Genomic DNA, 20,039 nt, shown 5'->3' with positions numbered 1-20,039 from the left:
CTGAAAAGCTTTATCAACTGGAAACTTTCAACTATAAGCTATCATCTAGTACCATTGTACAGCGTTCGAATAACCGCTGCGCTTGTCGTATTTCAGCGCATCTGTCAGGGTGGCTGCGTTACAACGGAAGGTGAAGTTGTAGCTCGTATATGGAGCGAGAACCACAGAACAGCTCATGTTAAAACAGTGAAGATCACGAGCCAGACTGGCGGTGGTCATACTGATCTTGTGGTTGTCAAAATCATAACCGGATGAGAAACTGATGTTCCAGCCATCACTGATTCTTACGTTACCACTCATGTTTAGAGTCTGGGTAAACTTATATGCATAGCGCATCGTCTTCTCATTGAACTTTTCTCTTCGCGTATCCTCGCGCATTGTTACACCATAACCGAAGGTCAGCGACCATGGCATCTTAAACGCCATATAACCATCTGAATCCGTTTCAGCCTTGCCGCCCTTCTTGGCTGCCGTCTTACCCTTCTCCATGCTGTCGTCTACGTTGCTCTCGATGTCGGTATCCAGACCTTCATCGTCATCATCATTGCGCTGGCTGTCCTTCTTGTCGTCCTCATCATCGCCCCCGCCAAAGAGTTTCTTCAGCTTCTCCGGGTTCAGTGTGAACGAGAAGTTTTGCGACATACCCTGGAATCGTCCGAACCTGCCCTTGCCCCACTCCGTATGGGTACCCACATAAACATTGTTCTGGTCGTCCAGCTCGTAGGCATAGGTGGCAAACACAGCGTCCATGTTGAAGGTATAGTTCTTCCACCACTTCAGTCTGAGTTTGATATTCATATCGCTCCAAGGGCGAACCTTAGCTGCGGTATTGTAACTCATGTTGATGTCGAACGCATCGATGATACTGAGTTTCTTGTATCCGGTAGAGTCCTTATCGCTCTTCACCTTCATCTCGATGTTGTTGCCCAGGGAAAACGAGATATTACCACTCTTACCCTTGCCCGGCGCATCGTAAAGGGCATTGGCATACTTCGAGTAGCTCACCAGTGATACGTTTCCGTCGGCATCGGTCTTCTGGTAGGTGTCCCAGTAGCCGTAGCGTGAAGCTCCGAAGTCTGGGGCATAACTGAAACTCACCGTAGGAGTAAACACGTGGCGCACAGCCTGTATTTTATCTCCGAAGAGCTTGCGGCTTGGTATGTAGAAACCATAGAGTTTGGTAGAGAGACCTACGCTCATGTTCCAGTTATATACGTTGTTGAAACCGTAGATGGTATCACATTTCTCCGTTTGGCTGGCTTCATCCCATGATCTCTCCACCTTGTTGGTATACATACGGTCAGTGAAATTGAACGATGGGTTCACATTGAGATATTTGAAGAGCGTGAATGTAGCGCTCACCGGTATCTGATGCTGCCATCCGTTGCGCCAGTCCTTGATGAGTGAACTGTGCATCAGCTTATCCTCTTTGGTATTGATGCTGTTAGAGATGTGTCCCGTATAGCTCATGGCTATCTTCTCGTACCATTTCTCATCGCCCACCATCTTCTTTCTTCTGAACGGATAGAAGCGAGAGATGCTGATGTTGAGGTCGGGCAGCGTCATGGCGATGGATTTATCGCGCATGTTCTGCGAGAGGTTGGCGGTGGAACTGAGCGTCATACCGATGCTTGAGAACGAGGTGCTCCAGTTAACAGATGAGGTTCGCGTACTCTGCGTCATCGTCTGCGGATTGTAGAGCGAATTGAGGTTGTTGCGTTCGTAGCTCGATGTGGCGAAGTTCACACTTGCCGAAAGCGAACTGTATGGGCTTGCCTTGCTGTCCTGGCGGTGGCTCCATTGCAGTTTGAAGCTCTCCTGCTCGGTATAGTCTGGCATTCCCTTGTCGCCGTTCTTCGTATCCTGGTAACTGAAGAAGAAGGAACCCGAGTATTTGTATCTCTTTCGGTAGTTGCTGGCTGCCGAGAGTCCCCACGATCCCTTGGTATAAATCTCGCCCAGCAGCTTCAGGTCCCATTTATCGTTCATGGCGAAATAATATCCGCCATCTCTGAGATAGAATCCTCGTGCCGTTTCATCGCCGTAGGTTGGCATGATGAAACCGCTGCTGTAGCTCTTGGTGAACGGGAAGAAGCCGTAAGGGATGGCAAGCGGCATAGGCACATCGCACACCACGAGATAGGCTGGTCCGAATACCACATCCTTGCCCGGCCTTACCTTGGCTCGGGAGAGCGAGATGTAGAAGTCGGGATGCGGATCATCGCAGGTGGTATACCTTCCGTGCTGCAGATAGATGACTCCCGATGAGTCGCGTTTCGACTTCATACCGGTCAGGAATCCGTCTTGCTGTTCTGTATATACATTATTAATAAGGGCCTTCTTGCTCTTGAAGTTGAATTTGATGGTGTCGGTATCATAGGTGTCGCTACCCATCTTGAAGACAGGTTTGCCCTTGATGCCTCCCTCCACCGTACTGTCGGGTGTACCCATCGCCTTCACGTTGCTCTTGTCCATATCCATGGAGATGCGGTCGGAACTGAGGTCCATGTTGGTATACTTCACGTTGGAGTTTCCGTAGAGATATGCCACCTTGTTCTTGGCATCATATACGAGAGAGTCGTCCGCCTGATAGTTAACCGGTGCGTCTACTCCACCCTGTTTCTTTCTGGCGATACTGTCGAGGCGGATACTGTCATCCACCACTTTATTATGTTTCCATATAGCTTTCTGCAGCGAGTCCATCTGCGTGGTGTCGTCAACCTGTTTCAGCTTGGGCTTTATTTCGTTGCCCAGCGAGTCTACGAACACACTGTCACCCACGCTGTCCACGGTTTCCGTCTTCTCCGTTTTCTTCTTTTTCTTTTTCGAATCGGGCGTACCTGGGTTAGCCACCATCATACACGAGATGGCAGCGAGCAGCAGCATAGCTATCGTCGATTGTTTTCTCATTCAATAAATTAGAATTCTATTCAAACATGCGTTCCCATTGCTGGAAGCGTTTTACTCCTTCCTCCCCGAACTTCATGAGACTTTTTTCTGCTTTCTCAATTGTTTTTTCCCGGTCGAGGTGAGTTTTGCTGAAGAATTTATCAGCGTAGCAAATCACCTTCTCCTCCATGGTTTCCGGCAGGAAATCCTGGTGTGGCAGGGGCAGGTTCTGTGCTATGATCTGTGCCTCTGTGATGCCTGCACCGGTATGGCGCTCACATACGCGGGCATGTCGCTCATATCCTTCCTTGCGCAGGATTTCTGCTCCCAGTCGTCCATGGCAGATGTAGGACTGCGAGCCGAAACACTGTATGCCTGGGGCATCGGTCATGAAGATGCCGAGGTCGTGGAGCATAGCTGCTTCTTCGATGAACTGGGCATCGAGTTGCAATTCGGGATGATACGAAACAATCTGTAGCGCTTTTCGCGCTACAGATTGGCTATGTGTGATGAGGATATGCCGAAGCTCATTATCCTCAGGATAATACTTATCAATAATAGCTTGATAATTCATTTCTATTATATTTACTCAGCGTTGCGCTCGATGTAAGCGATAACATCGCCCTTGCGCACCTTGCTGCCCTGCTTGGCATTGATTTCTACGAGCTTGCCGCCCAATGCAGCTGGGATGGTTTCAAACTCGCCCCAAGGAGCCTGGATATAGCAGAAGGCATCACCTTCTTTATATTCCTTGCCGATATATGGCTCTACAGCTGGCTGGCACTCGCCCTCGCCCTGGAATTCCCAGAAGAGCTGGCCGGCTACTGGTGCCACGATGGCATCTGCCTTGGCATGCTTGAACTCTGCAAGCTGTGCAGGAGTAAGGGTTGTACCGAGCTTGGCATCCTTTGCCTTCTGAAGGTCGGCCAGGAAGTTCTTCTTTGCCTGTCCGCTCTTGTAGTTGCGATACTGCTCTGGGTGCATAGCGAGCTCGAAGAGTTCCTCGTCGTCCTGACCGTAATCCCAACCGTTCTCGTCCATCTCCTTCTTGAAGTCGTCGAGGGCATTAGTAAGCAATGTGTGAGCATCTACGTCGGTAAACTCGCGGCCCTGCTTCTTGGCGAGCTCTACGAGTTCTGGGTCGATAGTTCCAGGAATCTTACCGCTCTTACCGAGAATCATACCCCACATAGAGTCGTCCATCATTACGAAGCGGCCCTTGCCCTGCTCCATGGTGAGGAGGTTCATCAGTGAGATGTTCTTTACATACTGGCTGAATGGGGTTACCAATGGAGGATAACCTACGCGTGGCCATACATACTCTACCTCGTCGAAGAGCTTGATGAGCAGGTCGTCCATAGACAACTCTTCCTCACCCTTCTTCTTGCGGATGTTGTTGATGGTCTGGCGCATACCGCCGAGATCTGCCATCATACTTCCCATCATACCGCCTGGGAGACCGCAACCGAGCAGGAGTGAAGACATGATCTTGTTACCTGGGTTGATGAAATATCCGAGCCACTCGTCGATGAACTCCTGAGTCATAGCACGCGCCTTCATATAAGCGCTCATGTTGATTTCAGGCACCTCGAAGCCCTCGTTCTTCAGCATGCTGATAACTGAGATTACGTCTGGGTGAACCTTACCCCATGACAGTGGCTCGATGGCTGTATCGATGATGTCGGCACCGTTGTTGCATACCTCGAGGATAGAAGCCATAGAGAGACCAGGACCAGAATGGCCATGATACTGGATGATGATCTGTGGATACTTGTCCTTGATCATCTTGGTGAGCTTGCCGAGGAATGCTGGCTGGCCGATACCTGCCATATCCTTCAAGCAGATTTCCTCTGCACCGGCAGCGATGAGCTGGTCGGCGATGTTCATGTAATATTCCAGGGTGTGTACAGGAGAGTTGGTGATACAGAGTGCACACTGTGGAGTCATGCCGCCCTCCTTGGCCCACTTGATAGAAGGAATGATGTTGCGCACATCGTTCAGTCCGTCGAAGATACGTGTGATGTTGGTACCCTGCTTAGCCTTTACCTTATACATAAGGGCGCGCACGTCGTCAGGCACAGGATACATACGAAGAGCGTTCAATCCGCGGTCGAGCATGTGAGTCTTGATACCCACCTCGTTGAAAGGTTTGCAGAATGCGCGTACGGCATCGTTAGGGTTTTCACCTGCCAGGAGGTTAACCTGTTCGAAGGCACCGCCGTTAGTCTCTACTCGGCTAAAGCATCCCATTTCGATGATAACTGGGGCAATTTTAGCCAACTGATCCTTGCGTGGCTGGAACTTACCAGAGCTCTGCCACATGTCTCGATAAACGAGACTGAACTGAATTTTCTTCTTCATTATTCTTGTTCTTTTTCTTTATATTCGATGTATGAATTAAATTCCAAGGTGCAAAATTAGACAAAAAAATCGAGAAATCGTCCTATTCGCCTCTTTTTTTATATTTATTATGTAATTTATTTCAATATTTCCTTCTTCATCTTGCTGTTCAGCTTCTCGGCTGCGGCATGGGCCTTGGCGTTGGCTTTCATCGCATCGAGCGAGCGGTGGAAACCCTGGATGCGGCCCTCACGGTCTGAGAGAGCCAGACTGTCGCCCTTCATATATACAAAGGTGAAGGTATCGCGCTTCGTCTTCTCGTTGATCACCACGCCATCCAGCTCGCGGTGGCCCTGCACCAGAATCAGTTTGCCATTGTAGGCATGCCATTCCGTATACTGAGGCACAGCAGGATATTCTACCGGACTGTCGTCATCCACATCCTTGTTTATCCTCACCCTGCCCACGGCCATCGCCTCGCTCATGCGCTTTAGGGTGAAGCCATACTGGCGCGGCACCATATAGGTTTCTACGATGCTGTCGGGCATATTGGCAAGGATTCTCGCCTGCTGGCGCTTACTCAGATGCGATACATCGCGCAGCTTCGGCATTACCGGATAGGTCCAGGTGGCCTTCAGCTGGTCCAGGTCTATCACCATGTCGGCACGGTTCTTCTCATCCTTCTCCTCGCATGGCATCACGCAAACCCAGTCGCCCACCTCTATATCTCCAAACACCTGATGGTTGCGAGTGGCATCCAGAATGTTGTATCTTACGGGGTCGCCGCCTCCGTTGGGCAGCAGCACCAGCGCGGTATCCGAGCAGCCCAGGCAGGCAAGTCCATAGATAGCCCTGTCGCCCTTAGCCGGTTTCGAGAGGCTGATGGCGAGTTTCGAATTGTCCATACGTGGTGGTTTCTTTCCCCTGTGACATGCTGCGAGGGTTGTGGCGGCTAGCGCCAGTGTGAGTATTGTCTTGACTTTCATCTTTCTATTCATTATTTCAGATGCAAAACTACAACTATTTTTTGGAAGCACCAAATATTGAATCGTAAAATAATTAAAAAAATAGGTGATATATTTTGTAGTGTCTCGATTTTGCATTACCTTTGCAACCGTTTTTGGGGATCAACATCCCCTCGTCCTGCCACACACGCCGGATGATGAAAAGAAATAGGACCAACTCAAGAATTATATGCAACAAGAGAATATGACAGACAAGACAAATACACACGCTCTCCCGGCATGGACCGAGGTAGAGTATACCGCATTATGCAAAACCCCGTACCTGTTAACCCCATTCTTCATCCCTAAGGAGGCGAAGTGCTTCACGTGCCGCGAAGATGGCACGAGGGAGGAAGAAAGAATGGTTTTCCTCGTTTTCAAGTCTACTGCAGCCCCTGCTGATGCCGAATGGGAAGATGATCCTGTTCCGGGCGAGATGTGGGTGCGCGCGCTGGGCGATGATGATGAGGAGATTGAGCCTGCCAAGGTGATTTACCTGGGTCAGGACATCGAGGATTTCATCCGTGTAGCCGCTGAGGACGACCAGACCATCACCTTCGATTTCTGGTGGCGCTACGGCGAGGTGAAGGTGGAGAAGGCTGAGAAGACGGATGACGGATTCGTATGCCGCAAGGATGATTTCGGCGATGACGGACTGGCTGTTACCCTGATTCCTGAGGACGGCGGCAATCCGGTTGTCCTCCGTCTTCAGATTCCTTATATCGGTTTCTCGCTCTACGATGCCGAGGGCAACAAGGTGCATGGCGAGCTGAGCATTCCGCAGGATAAGGTAGATGACTACACCTACGAATTTGTGGGCGATGACAACAACGACCGTTTCACCCTTCAGCTCGACAGCAACAGGCTGGTTTACATGTGTGTATTGCGCCATGAGGACCATCAGCTGGTGGTTCGCAACCAGCGCGACCGTCTTTCGGTAGTAGATCAGATTCCTACCGAGGGCAAGCTTTCTGAGTTGCTGATGAACACGAATTCTGCGCTCATCAAGAACAGAAATCACCGTTGGCGCATTCAGATTGAGGGCACCACGCTGTCTCACGAGGTTGAGTTGAATGTAGATGCGGCATCTCTGGTAGCTTTTGCTGAGGAGCAGATGCAGAAGGGCATGGAGATTGACGAGCTGGGGCAGCATCTGATGGCACTGGAGCAGAAGTATCATTTCCAGTGGTTCTGGCTGAGTGAGGACGACTGGAGTCATGACAATCCGGTGTTCGACATGTTCATGAAGCAGCTTTGTGCTTTTTCGTATGTCAGTCAGAATCCTGTTCAGGCAGATGCGTTGATGGCAAGGAACTACAAGCGTAAGATTCGCCGTTACAGCAGTATGCTGAAGGCTCACAAGCGTGGCGAGTTGAATCTTTTTGAGGAGAGTGATGAGGTGCGAGCCGAGTATCTCCGCATCTTCCAGGGTTTCCACCAGCCTTTCGTAGAGGCCTTTGAGAAGAAGGAAGAGGAATAATCTTTAAAGTTTTATCCCTCACATCCCTCACTTTTTCTCTTCTTAAAACACTAATCACTTGATAATAAAGGAATTATCCATTTAGGAAAGCGTGATGGATGGATAAAATGTTTACAATATCCATCACGCTATCCATCACTAATAGCCTTCATCTATCACGTTTTTCAGCTTATCTTCTTGCAAAAAGCAAGAAGATCTTTGCAGAATATGGTTATGGGACCTGGCGAAAACGGACCACACGTTGTGCTGCGCTGGCTCACGGATATTACAGCGTCGGGTTACAGATATTACAGCGTCGGGTTACAGATATTACTGCGTCGGGATACAGATATTACTGCGTCGGGATACAGATATTACTGCGTCGGGATACGGATATTACTGCGTCGGGGTACGGATATTACTGCGTCGGGGTACGGATATTACTGCGTCGGCTAGCGCAGACGTATCCGTAGGCTTATTGAGACGGCTGAATCAGCTAACTGAGACGGCTGAATTCGCTGACAGAACTACTTGAGTTAGCAAACTGAACTACTTGAATAGCCCGACCGGGATAAAAACAAAGCGGGCGGACATCTTCTCACGAAGAAGGCCGCCCTGTTTCATAATTAAACTTTGTTTTGCATTAAAGAAATGCAATGCTTGAGCAAAAATATTTTTATTTCTCTATCAGTCCCTCTACATACTTGCAGAGGATACTGATGCCCTTGAGGTTTTCGCCACCCTGCGGAATGATGATGTCAGCATAGCGCTTGGTGGGTTCGATAAACTGCTCGTGCATCGGCTTCAGGACCTTGAGGTATCGGTCTACCACCATCGATACGGTGCGACCCCTGTCGATGGTATCACGCTGAATGTTGCGTATCAGGCGCTCATCAGCATCGGTATCCACGAACACCTTCAGGTCCATCAGGTCTCTCAACTTCTTGTCCACCAGCGTCATGATGCCTTCGATGATCACAACCGGTTTGGGGTCAACGTGAACAGTTTCCGGTTCACGGTTGCATTTGATATAACTATAGGTGGGTTGCTCTATCGCCTTGCCAGCACGCAGATCAGCGAGCTGCTGGTGCAAAAGCTTCCAATCGAATGCCGACGGGTGGTCGAAGTTGATCCGATGACGTTCTTCCTCGGTCATCTGCGAGGTATCGTTATAATATGAATCGAGGGGCACCACAGCCACATAATGAGGCGGCAGCACTTCTACGAGTTTCTTCACCACAGTAGTCTTGCCGGAGCCTGTGCCTCCCGCAATGCCAATAACGGTCACTTTATCTTTCATATTCTTTCTATAAGATTTCATCAAACATCTTGCGGTAGAATTCAGCCTTCTTCTCCACTGCCATAGGATAGGCACGGGAACTGGAGGGCATGCGGTACAGACGGAGTCTGCGGCCCTCGAACTGGAATTCTGCATAGCCTCCCATCTCAGGCTTTTCCTTGATGCCAAAGTGTTCTGAAAATACCTTCGTGGCAAGCTGGCCGGCTGTAAGCACCGCCCTGCAATGGGGCAGCTGGCGGAGCATGCCGTCAAGATCGGCGGGCTGCACGATCTGCAGGTCCTTGTCGGATGCCGTATTCTTGGTACGTATCACCTGCTGTGCGGTATCATAGATGGCGACGCCCTTCTCCCCGAGAAATTTCTTAATAGCATCGAGGCGGTAGGTCTTCTTCTCTACATCCACGAAATGGAACTTATCCTGGAAGTAGATAATCCCGAATATCCTCCACATATCATTCTGGAAGTTAGGATAATACCAGGGCATGCACCACCGCTTTTCTGCAGGCGGAAACGTGCCGAGCATCAGCAACTTGGCATTGCCCGGCAGCCACGGCTCAAAAGGATGATTCTCAACCATTCAACTGTTAACTATAAACTCTTAACTATCAACTAAATCAAAGCTTTTCCTTCACCAGGTACATCACTACCGGCAGGTGATCGCTGTAGCCGTTAAGCCATCTGCCGCCTGCCTTGGTACGCAAAGGAGCACCCTTGTACTGACCTTCCTGCTGGATGAGGTAATCGCGGCGGAAGATGTGGTTCTTCCAGAACTTCAGAGAACTGTAGTCCTTGTTCTTACTATCCCTGTTCAGGAGATTAGGCGTGATGACTATCTGGTCGAAGAGATTCCATGAACCACTGTAGAACAGGGTTCCCTTGCCCTCCTTGGCCAGGATGTTGTACCATGGATTGTACATATCATCGGCACCCACCTCGCTGATTTCAGCCTTCGCCTTCAGCACCTTGTGCATGCTGGCGTTGGTAGGATCATCGTTCATATCACCCATCACGAACACTTTCATCGCTGGGTTCAACTTCAGCAAACTGTCTTTTACAGCCTTGGTCTGGCGTGCTCCGCTCTCGCGATAGAACGAAACGGAGAAACGGCTTGGCCAGTGGCATACGATAACCGCCACATCCTCGCCCGCCAGTTCACCGCGAACGGTGAGGAAACCACGGGTCTTGTAGGCAGAATCCTTGGCGAGTTCCTGTACGTAAGGCACCAATCGGGTGTTCTTCACCGTGAAGAGTGCCGGATTATAGAGCAGCGCACAGTCGATGCCTCGCTTATCGGGACCCTCGATATGGCAGAACTGCATGTTTCTTGCCTTGAGAGGCGGCTGTGCGGTGAGATCTTTCAGCACGTTGGCATTCTCAACCTCAGCCAGACCGATGAAGGCACAACCCACGTTAGGCAGCACATCGGTACCCATGTCGGCAAGTGCACGCGACATATTCTTGAGTTTATTGGTATATTTCATACCATTCCATCCCTTAGCAGGGAGATACTCATAATCATTCTTACCGGCATCATGGCAGGTATCAAAGAGGTTCTCCTGATTGTAGAAACCTACAGCATACACTTGAAACTGCCTGTTGCCTGAAGTCTGCGACTTCTTTTTCTGTGCCGTAGCGCCCAGCCCAATCATGAGGAGGGCAGCCAGCAAGAGCAAATATTTTCTCATACTAATATTAATTATTAATGTATACCTAATTATATATATTCACCTTAACGCGGTGAGGTAACAGGCAGCAAAGATACCTAAAAAACCGGAAATATCTCCATGAAAACGAATATTTTTTCAGATTTCATGCATTTTTAACATAAATAAATTCATTTTTCAAAAAACTTTTTGTTACTTTGCAGCATTAAACACATTGAATCGGAACAGAAGACACAAGACCAGGGACCACGGTAAGTCCCCTTATCGCCTAAACAAGACCTAGCGGGACATATATCATCACTGCTCAAAAAGACTGCTGTTGCCGGTTTATTAATACTTAATACATATAAACTATGCAGAAGAAAGTAAACTTAGCAATGTTAGCGCTCTTCTCGTGTTCATTGGCTATGGCTCAGAACGAAAAGACTGACCAGAACATAGCCCAGGGACTCGACGAAAATGCTTTCACCTTCTCCGAGGCACAGTTGGGCGAGGACGATGACATGTCATCCAATGTCACCATTCTCAATTCTACCAGCAACGTATACGCGAGTCAGGCAGGTTACCTGTTCTCGCCAGCACGTTTCCGCTACCGTGCCTTCAACCAGAAGTACAACGATGTCTATATCAACGGTGCTTCCATGAACGATATGGAGACCGGACAGTTCCGTTTCTCCAATATCGGCGGTTTGAACCGATTCTCCAGAAACGTAGACTTCGCCCTGCCTTTCGAAGCCAACGGCTATTCGATGACGGGCATGGCAGGCTCCAACAACTATGATTTCCGTGCCGGAAGCATGCAGGAAGGCCAGTATGCCAGCGTAGGTGTTGCCAACCGCAACTATACTCTGCGCGGACTCTACTCCTACTCCAGCGGATTCAACGAGAAGGGATGGGCCATTACAGCCGGTCTCACCTACCGCTGGGCTAACCAGGGATACGTAGAGGGAACCATCTACAATGCCCTCTCCTATTTCTTCGGTGTACAGAAGAAGTGGATGAACGGCCACTCGCTGAGCTTCTCCACATGGGGTAACCCGACAGAAAGAAGCACCCAGGGAGCATCTACCGACGAGGCTTACTGGCTGGCAAACGACTACCAGTATAACCCATACTGGGGATACCAGAACGGACACAAGAGAAACTCACGCATAGTGAACGACTTTGCCCCTTCGGCTATCGCTACATGGGACTGGGAAATCAACGACCAGATGAAGCTCACCACATCGGTGTTCGGAAAATACTCTATGTACAAGAGCACCAAGCTCAACTACAACAACGCAGAGAATCCACAGCCAGACTACTGGAAGAACATGCCATCAGCCAGCTACTATGTATGGGGCGACTACAAGAACGGCAACAACATGTATACCTGGGAAAACTGGAACAACGCCGTAAACTACTGGCAGGCAAGCAAGGCAAACCGACAGATTAACTGGGACCGCCTGTATTATGCCAACCAGCAGGCAGCCAAGAACGGACAGGATCTGCTCTACTATGTTCAGGCTAAGCACAACGACAACCTGACCCTGAGCCTGTCATCCGTTCTGAACACCAAGCTGACCAAGAAATCGAACCTGGCTACGGGTATCATGCTCGGAAAGAGTACCAACCAGCACTATCAGACACTGGAAGACATGCTGGGCGGTGCCATCTTCCACAACATCAACACCTATGCCCTGGGCGATTATCCTAAGACCGACCCACGTGTGCAGTACGACCTGAACACAGCCGGTCCTAACAACACAGGCAAGCTGGTTTACGAGGGCGACAAGTTCGGTTACGACTATCGCATCGACGTGGACAAGGCAAACGCATGGAGCACCTATACAGCCGAATTCTACAACATGAAGGCGATGCTGAGCGGACGTATCGGATATACCGGAATGAACCGCCGAGGCTACATGCGCAACGGTATGGCACCGAATAACAGTCAGGGCAAGAGCGGCACAGCCAACTTCCTGGACGGTGGTGTAAAGGGAAGCCTGAACGTGGATATGGGCAGAGGTCATGCCTTCAGCATCGGAGCCGGATACGAGTTGCGTGCACCGATGGCAAACACAGCCTTCATTTCGCCTGAAATCAGCAACGACTTCGTGACTAACCTCAAGAACGAGCGCATCTTCAGCTCTGAATTCAGCTACCAGTATCGCAACGCATGGCTGAGTGCCAACGTGAGCGGATACTACAGCCGACTGGAGAACGTTACGGAATGGCAGAACTTCTACAACGATGATGAGAACTCATTCACCTACGTGAGCATGACCGGACTGAAGAAGGAATACTATGGTGTAGAGGTGGGCGCTAAGATCAAGCTTACATCATGGCTCGACCTGAAGACTCTGGGCGCTATGAGCGAGGCAAAGAACATCAACAATGTAAACGCCGTATACATGCTCTCAAAGAGTGCTGAGGTTTACCAGGACAAGGCTTACGTGATGAATATGCGCGAGAGTGGCACACCGCTCACAGTGGGAAGCATCGGTCTCGATGCCCACGTAAACGGATGGTTCGTCAACCTCAATGCCAACTACTACGACCGCATCTACCTCTCTTATTCTCCAAGCTACAGATATGAGAAGGTGCTGACCAACCGCCAGGCTGCCCACAAGGCATTCCCTGAAATCTTTGCTCCTACTACACTCGACGGTATGAGCTGGACTGAGGATGCTGTAGCCCAGGAGAAGGGTCACGGAGGATGGATGGTTGACCTGAGCATAGGCAAGAGCGTGAGACTGAAGAAGGGTTCTCTCAACTTCAACCTCATGATTACCAACCTGCTGAACAACCAGACCATCGTAACAGGCGGATATGAGCAGAACTCACGTTCAAGCTATACACTGGATGCTAACGGCAACGTGAAGAATCCACGCCTCTACCAGTTCTCTAAGAATCCTAAGAAGTATTACACCTGGGGTACCAACGGCATGTTCCAGGTATCTTACAGATTCTAAAGAGCAGTTTCTCTTTAACATAAAGAACAGGGAGTAATCCCGTTTCTCTATAACAATAAAAAGAAAGAACAATGAAAAAGATAAAATTCATAGCATTGGCATTCCTGGCACTGACTCTGGGGTCGTGTATGGGCGACGGTTATGCTGACCCAGACCTGACCGAGAAGGTGCCTGCATCTCCATGGGGCAACAACAGCCTGAGGGAGAAGAATGTGATCAGCATAGCAGATTTGAAGACCCAGTTTGCTACGATTATCAACAGCGACAATGGCTACAAGCTGATTGAGAAGGACATGATGATCAAGGCGGTAGTGACGGGCAATGATGTCAGTGGCAATATCTACAACCAGGTGAGCGTACAGGATGCATCCGGCGCAATCATCATTGCCATCAACGGAAGTGGCCTGTCAGGTTATCTTCCTGTTGGTCAGGAGATTCTCGTAAACCTGAAGGGTCTCTATATCGGAAGTTACAAGAAGTTGCCTCAGATTGGCGGTGTGAATACCAAGCTCTCAGATGGAAGTCTGGGTATAGGAAAGATAGAGCGTGCCATCTGGAACGAGCACTTCAAGATTCTGAACCCTGGCGAGGCGGATGCAAGCACGGTAGTGCCAGAGGAGTTTGACCTGACAAAGCTTACTGATGCAGCCTATATGGAGGCTAGCGTGTGCAAGTTGATGACCCTGAAGAAAGTGAAGTTTGCTTCTGCCAACGGTACAAACGTATGGGCGCCAGATGATACCAATACGAGTCTGGAACTGATTGATGCAGAAACGGGCAAGAAGATCAGCAGCAGCAATCTGGTAGTGCGCAACTCAGGTTATTCTAAGTTTGCCAACGAGGTGGTTCCACAGGGTGTATTCGATATCACCGGTATCTTCACCCGATTCGGCAACACCTGGCAGATTGTGATTCGCAGCACGGATGATCTGAGGGCATCAGAAACAGGCGGTACATTGGAGAAGCCTTATACCGTGGCTCAGGCACTGGAGAAGATCAATGCCGGTACAGCAGGCGATGCTAAGGTTTATGCTACCGGTATCATCGTAAAGGTGAAAGATGTAGATACAGGCACGTATGGTAATGCTACATTCGTTATCTCTGACGACGGTAAGGATACAGAAGGCAAGACTCTCGATGTATTCCGTTGCTTCAACATCGATGGTGCAAAGTGGACAGAGGAAACCAAGGGTATCCTTGTACCAGGCAAGAAGGTGGTTGTATCAGGCACCCTGCTTGATTATAACGGCACCAAAGAGATCAAGGGTGGCAATCTCATCTCTATCAAGTAATTACTGATTATCAAAATAGTAACAATATTTAAAAAGACAATAATATGAAAAAGTATATATTTTCAGTTTTGATGGCGGCAATGGCTGCCTTCACATTCAGCAGCTGCGAGGATGTGCCAGAACCTTACACACAGCCTACCAAGCCTGATGCTCCAAGTGCTGGCGAGCCTAAGGGTACAGGTACTGCTGCAGATCCATTCAACATTGCCGGTATCATTAAGTATATCGAAAATGGCGGTAGCGCAGATCAGGAAGTTTACACCAAGGGTAAGGTGGTATCAGTTAAGGCAGGCAGCTTTGATGCCAGTTTTGGTAGTTTGAAGTATTATATTTCTGATGATGGTACTACGGCTAACCAGTTCTATGTTTACAATGGCTATGCTGGTCCAAATCGCACAAAGTTTTCAGGCGAAGATGCTCTGAAGCCAGGCGATGAGGTTGTTATCTGCGGTAAGGCTAAGAACTACAGCGGAACCAACGAATATGATACAGGTAACTATCTTGTATCTCTCAATGGTAAACCAACAAGTGGGTCTACAACCCCTGATACTCCAGCTGACGGTTACATCAATGAGACATTCAGCAAGAGCTTCGGTTCATTCACAGCCAAGACCATTAAGGGTACAGCATGGGTTATCGACTCTTACGGCTATGCCAAGGCTACAGGTTACGATAATGCCTCTAAGATAACAACTCCTTCAGAAAGCTACATTGTTTCTAAGGCTATCGACCTCTCTGCATCTAAAAGCGCGACATTGGAGTTCTCTTACATTCTCCGCTACGTTACAAAAAATGGTACAGCCGTTGAGGGAGTAAAGAATCAGGTTCTCATCACAGACAATTACACTGGTGACCCAGCTACAACCAAGTGGACAGACATTACAGGCACAATGAAGGAAGGCACAGACTGGGCGACCTGGGAAACATACAAGCACGACCTGTCAGACTTCAAAGGTAAGAAGAACGTAGTTATCGCTCTCCACTATGCCTGCGCAGCTTCATCTGGAACATGGGAAGTAAAGAATCTCTCAGTGAAAGAGGCTACAGGAGGAACTCCAGACACTCCATCAAAACCTGATACTCCTGCTACAAAAGACGGCATTACCATCGATGGCACCACCGTTACATTGAGCAATGCGGCAGCCACAACCACGGGTGCCAGCGTAGAGCTGGATCTCAACGCAGCAGGTTTGGTGAACGAGGCAGCCGTAGAAACCGTGAAGTTCTCAGATGGTTCCACCGTAAACTTCGATGCCAACGGTCAGAATAATGGTCCTAAGTTCTACACCAAAACCAAGGGCGTTCGCGTATATGCCAACAACAAGCTCATCTTCAAGGGCATCAAGAAGATTAAGCAGATTGTGATGACCTGCGACAGCTACAACGGCACCAACTACGTGGGCAATGCCACAGCCACCATCGAGTTCTCAGGCACCACAGCCACCTACACCAACCTCTTTACAGAGACAACAGGCGGCGGTGTTCAGCTTCGCGTGAAGACCATCAAGATAGTTTATGCGGAGTAAAGCGCTAATTCTCAAATATTTCTTAAAAAGAAGAGGAAAAATTTGGTGGTTTCAGGAAAAAAGCGTAACTTTGCAGCCTGAAATTGATAACAGGCTATAATGGGCATGCCCCGATAAGGGACACGAAATGATGCAGCAAGCATCCCCATGACGTCTAATTTTAATAACCCAATAAAAATAAAAAAAGAAAAATGAAAAAAGGTATTCATCCAGAGAATTATCGTCCTGTAGTATTCAAGGATATGTCTAACGGCGATATGTTCCTCTCTCAGTCTACATGCAAGACTAACGACACTGTTGAGTTCGAAGGCGAGACTTATCCAGTTGTTAAGATTGAAATCTCTAGCACATCTCACCCATTCTACACAGGTAAGAGCAAGCTCGTTGATACAGCGGGTCGCGTAGACCGCTTCATGAACCGTTACGGCAAATTGAAGAAGTAATAATATACCTTTTTTATAAGGATATATTTATTATCGCAAAGATACTGAGTGCATTCCAGCGTAGTTGCATATACGTAGGAATGCACTTTTTTTCTCTATTCTATCCTCATGCAATCGATTTCTACATAATTATATAGAAAGTACTTAATCTTTAACTTCAAAACATTATCGAGAATTATGAAGCATACTAAGTTTTTTATCTTCGCACTCGTTGCTGCGATGACGTTCTCTGCCTGCGGCACTGACGATACCCTGCAGTTCTATTTTCCTGAAAACGGTGGTAATACCGGTGGCGGTAATACAGGTGGCGGTAATACCGGAGGTGGAAGCACAGGTGATGGCAGTTTGGGAGATAATACTCCAGGAGTATCTACCAACAAGGCTAACCAAAATATGAATATGCCTACAGCCATTATGCCTGAGGTTGTAAAGAATGCCATCAATGGTCTGGAATTCCCTAAGATTAAAGGCGGTTCAAGCTATGTGGTTACTCACATGGCAGATAATGCAGTTAACTTCAGTTCTGAATGGGACGACAATCTCCAATCACAGCGCTGGACTTGCTACTTCTATTGTGAAAGCAACAAAGGAGGTAACGTGGGACGTTTAGGAGATTATATCAATGACCCAGACTTGGCTAAGTATTACCCAGGAATTACAGAATTTGCAGAAACACCATACAAAAACTCAGGCTATGATCGCGGACACCTGATAGCATCTGATGAGCGCCAAGTTTCAGCTGTATCAAACAAACAGACTTTCTATTTCACCAATATGCAGCCACAATATTCTACCTTTAACCAATCTAAAGGTATTTGGTTTGCAATGGAACAGCAGAACTTAAAGCAAAACATCTCAGGAAGAGATACGCTATTCGTAGTGAAGGGTGGCACTATTGAAAATGGAAACGTAATAGAATATGTTAAAAACAGAAGCCATATCAAACCATCAGAGTACGTAAAGCAACCTCATGATGGATATATCCCTGTGCCAAAATATTTCTTTGTAGCATTCCTGGAAAAGAAATATAATAAAGACACTGACAGTTTTAAATACAATGCTTTCGGCTACTGGTTCCTTCACGAGGACAAGGTATTTGATAAGAAGAACGATAAGCTCGGCAAATATGTCGTAAACATCAAGACGCTGGAAGACAAAACCGGCATCGACTTCTTCTGTAATCTCCCGGATGAAATAGAGAAGGATGTGGAAAACGTAGATACAGAAGTCATCAAGAAACTTTGGGGCTTTAAATAAATCAGGCTATATACAAACAAAGAAGAGGGTGTGTCATAAGTTTATGATTCACCCTCTTCTTGTTGTTGAAGTTGTTGAAAGAGATAGGATATGTTGTTGGAAAAGATAGGATATGTAGTTGAGATAGTTAGTATCTTCGGTCGCACAACAGCTGTTGTGCGCTTGCATAACAGCTGATATGCGCATGCACAACACCTGTTGTGCAAGCGGTGGTCAACTGTTATGCACCAACTATTATCCAGACTTATGACACCCCCGTTTCTTGGTTTATATCATCATCTTCTTGGCAACTTCTTGATAGCATGTGGCATGAATGCCCTACCGGTAGCCTTACCGAAGCTAGAAGCTACGGAATCGGTTGCAGCAGAACGGGTCTTCTTACGGGCTCCACTCGGATTGTAGCGCACTAAATCGATCTGCATCACATCACCCTTAGCCTTACCTGTTCCTATCATATAACCATAGAACACATCCTGGCCCCTTTCATCACCCAGATAGAAACCATACTGCTTAGCACCTGCATCCATCACATAGGTAGCACCAGAATCATTATAACGGATATAAATATCACCATTCTTATCGATGTACCAGGCAAACTTCAGGGTCTGGGTTTCATTGCTTCCATCATCGGCATAATCCACTTCTACACCATTACCGCTGAGCGAGTTAACCTTATCACCCGCCTGATAGAACGTCATCTCGGCATTGAAACTGTAGTTATTGCGAGACTGGCCGTCCTCAGCAAGTTCAGAGAGCATCACAGAGCCTCTCCAGTCGCCTGTAAGAGTCTGAGCCTCCTTCAGCAGGTAACCATCCTGAGAGCCGTTAGAACCGTTGTTCCAGTCGCCCTGATTCCATCCCCAGCCACCATGATTATAGTCATCATACCAGTAATAATCATCATGCCAATAATCATCATCATCACATGAGGTGAATGAGAAAGATGCTGCGGCTATCGCCATCCACATCCATATCCGATTAAACTTTTTCATATCTTGTTTCCTTTCTTCAAACTAAATTCCTTATTGCCTTACTTCACTACAAAACGGCGAACAGGCTTCTGATTATCATCTGCCACCTTAACATACTCTACAGAATCCTTAGCTCCGCGAGAAACAATCTGGGTGTTCTCCAAGCCCGAATGCTGCTTGCTGTAGCCCCAACCGTCATCGTAGTCCCAATCGTAGCCCCAGTCATAATCGCGCCAGTTATAGCTGTAAGAATCGCGATAAAGCTCGAAATAAGCACGGTTGCCATTATCAGCATCTACATATCCAGAGAACTTGCGGTCGCCCAGAGCATAGTCGTAAATCACAACATCGCTACCCTCATCAAGAAGAGTGATATAGATGTTTCTGTTGCGTACTGTCCAGGTAATACGGTTTGCTATATAATTGTTGCCATGCCAGTAATTTCTCTCAAAGTAATCGATCCAATAGCCTGTACCGGAATAGATGCCATCATTCTGGTCGAATCGGATTACCGAGTAGAGGGGATTGTGATTACCATATTTACCATATTCTACCAACATATTACCCTTCCATGTACCATCGAGGGTGTATGCAATATCAGAATCATCATCACATGAGGTGAATGAGATACTCATCAAAGCTATGAAAGCCATTGTGAGAAGAGTAGTAAACTTTTTCATATCAATTTATCAGTTAAGTTATTTATATCCTTATATCTTCTAATTTATTGAGCTCTTGAAGAACAGCATTCTTTCTTGAACCCGATGCAAAGGTAGTGGATTTCTCGTCTGCATCAAAGGGGAAAAGGATACAAACTGAGGGGGAAATCCCTATTCTTTCAAAAACAGCCGCCTTTTTGATAATATTGTATCAAAGTTTTAACACTTTCTTAACACATCGTATCGATATTTTTCGTATCTTTGCATCATAAATAAGTAAT

Annotated in this window: 15 protein-coding genes; 6 read left to right on the top strand and 9 right to left on the bottom strand. The window is 47.9% G+C overall.

Annotation, left to right across the window (positions count from 1 at the left end; genetic code table 11):
- Window positions 1-45: 45 nt before the first annotated feature.
- The 4 genes from ONT08_RS06925 to ONT08_RS06910 all read right to left on the bottom strand — a co-directional run bounded on the left by ONT08_RS06925 (window position 46) and on the right by ONT08_RS06910 (window position 6,215).
- Complete coding sequence (locus ONT08_RS06925; protein ID WP_264959586.1) at window positions 46-2,910, bottom strand: putative LPS assembly protein LptD; 2,865 nt, start codon at window positions 2,908-2,910, stop codon at window positions 46-48.
- 16 nt (window positions 2,911-2,926) lie between these two features.
- Window positions 2,927-3,463, bottom strand: a complete 537-nt coding sequence (locus tag ONT08_RS06920) for an HDIG domain-containing metalloprotein (RefSeq protein WP_117727556.1) — start codon at window positions 3,461-3,463, stop codon at window positions 2,927-2,929.
- 11 nt (window positions 3,464-3,474) lie between these two features.
- The gene (locus ONT08_RS06915) at window positions 3,475-5,250 is read right to left on the bottom strand and encodes a biotin/lipoyl-binding protein (RefSeq protein ID WP_006847273.1); all 1,776 of its coding nucleotides are present in this window, start codon (window positions 5,248-5,250) and stop codon (window positions 3,475-3,477) included.
- 116 nt (window positions 5,251-5,366) lie between these two features.
- Window positions 5,367-6,215, bottom strand: coding sequence for a hypothetical protein (locus ONT08_RS06910; RefSeq protein ID WP_254972561.1), 849 nt, complete (start codon window positions 6,213-6,215; stop codon window positions 5,367-5,369).
- Window positions 6,216-6,438: 223 nt separating this feature from the next.
- Here ONT08_RS06910 and ONT08_RS06905 point away from each other — a divergent pair, with 223 nt between their 5' ends.
- The gene (locus ONT08_RS06905; protein ID WP_264959585.1) at window positions 6,439-7,713 is read left to right on the top strand and encodes a hypothetical protein; all 1,275 of its coding nucleotides are present in this window, start codon (window positions 6,439-6,441) and stop codon (window positions 7,711-7,713) included.
- Between the two features lie 655 nt (window positions 7,714-8,368).
- Here the strand turns inward: ONT08_RS06905 and udk are convergent.
- From udk to ONT08_RS06890, 3 genes are read right to left on the bottom strand one after another with little or no spacing between them, the layout of a single operon-like run.
- Window positions 8,369-8,992: a uridine kinase gene (gene udk / locus ONT08_RS06900; protein ID WP_117587693.1), complete on the bottom strand. Its 624-nt coding sequence runs from the start codon at window positions 8,990-8,992 to the stop codon at window positions 8,369-8,371.
- A gap of 7 nt (window positions 8,993-8,999) precedes the next feature.
- Complete coding sequence (locus tag ONT08_RS06895) at window positions 9,000-9,569, bottom strand: uracil-DNA glycosylase family protein (RefSeq protein WP_264959584.1); 570 nt, start codon at window positions 9,567-9,569, stop codon at window positions 9,000-9,002.
- 37 nt (window positions 9,570-9,606) lie between these two features.
- Entirely contained in the window at window positions 9,607-10,677 is a 1,071-nt protein-coding gene (locus ONT08_RS06890) for an endonuclease/exonuclease/phosphatase family protein (protein ID WP_264959583.1), read from the bottom strand.
- 332 nt (window positions 10,678-11,009) lie between these two features.
- Here ONT08_RS06890 and ONT08_RS06885 point away from each other — a divergent pair, with 332 nt between their 5' ends.
- The 5 genes from ONT08_RS06885 (at window position 11,010) to ONT08_RS06865 (ending at window position 18,128) form a co-directional block, all read left to right on the top strand.
- Window positions 11,010-13,610 (top strand): TonB-dependent receptor, encoded by a 2,601-nt coding sequence (locus ONT08_RS06885; protein ID WP_264959582.1) that lies wholly within the window; start codon window positions 11,010-11,012, stop codon window positions 13,608-13,610.
- Window positions 13,611-13,681: 71 nt separating this feature from the next.
- Window positions 13,682-14,902 carry a DUF5689 domain-containing protein gene (locus ONT08_RS06880; RefSeq protein ID WP_264959581.1) on the top strand — a complete coding sequence of 407 codons (1,221 nt, stop codon included), beginning with the start codon at window positions 13,682-13,684 and terminating at the stop codon, window positions 14,900-14,902.
- A gap of 44 nt (window positions 14,903-14,946) precedes the next feature.
- Window positions 14,947-16,428 carry a hypothetical protein gene (locus ONT08_RS06875; protein ID WP_264959580.1) on the top strand — a complete coding sequence of 494 codons (1,482 nt, stop codon included), beginning with the start codon at window positions 14,947-14,949 and terminating at the stop codon, window positions 16,426-16,428.
- Window positions 16,429-16,619: 191 nt separating this feature from the next.
- On the top strand, window positions 16,620-16,871 hold the full coding sequence (locus ONT08_RS06870) for a type B 50S ribosomal protein L31 (RefSeq protein WP_006847266.1): 252 nt from the start codon (window positions 16,620-16,622) through the stop codon (window positions 16,869-16,871).
- A gap of 177 nt (window positions 16,872-17,048) precedes the next feature.
- A complete protein-coding gene (locus tag ONT08_RS06865) occupies window positions 17,049-18,128 on the top strand; it encodes a DNA/RNA non-specific endonuclease (protein WP_264959579.1) in 1,080 nt (359 codons plus the stop codon).
- 275 nt (window positions 18,129-18,403) lie between these two features.
- On the opposite strand, the gene ONT08_RS06860 is transcribed toward ONT08_RS06865, so the two are convergent.
- Entirely contained in the window at window positions 18,404-19,120 is a 717-nt protein-coding gene (locus ONT08_RS06860) for a hypothetical protein (RefSeq protein ID WP_264959578.1), read from the bottom strand.
- A 38-nt stretch (window positions 19,121-19,158) separates the two neighbouring features.
- Window positions 19,159-19,779, bottom strand: coding sequence for a hepatitis A virus cellular receptor 1 (locus ONT08_RS06855; protein WP_264959577.1), 621 nt, complete (start codon window positions 19,777-19,779; stop codon window positions 19,159-19,161).
- Window positions 19,780-20,039 lie beyond the last annotated feature (260 nt).

The organism is Segatella copri (assembly GCF_026015465.1).
GTDB classification, from domain to species: domain Bacteria; phylum Bacteroidota; class Bacteroidia; order Bacteroidales; family Bacteroidaceae; genus Prevotella; species Prevotella copri_E.
The sequence above is the reverse complement of the archived record's forward strand: the minus strand, read 5'-3'. Positions and strand labels throughout refer to the sequence as shown.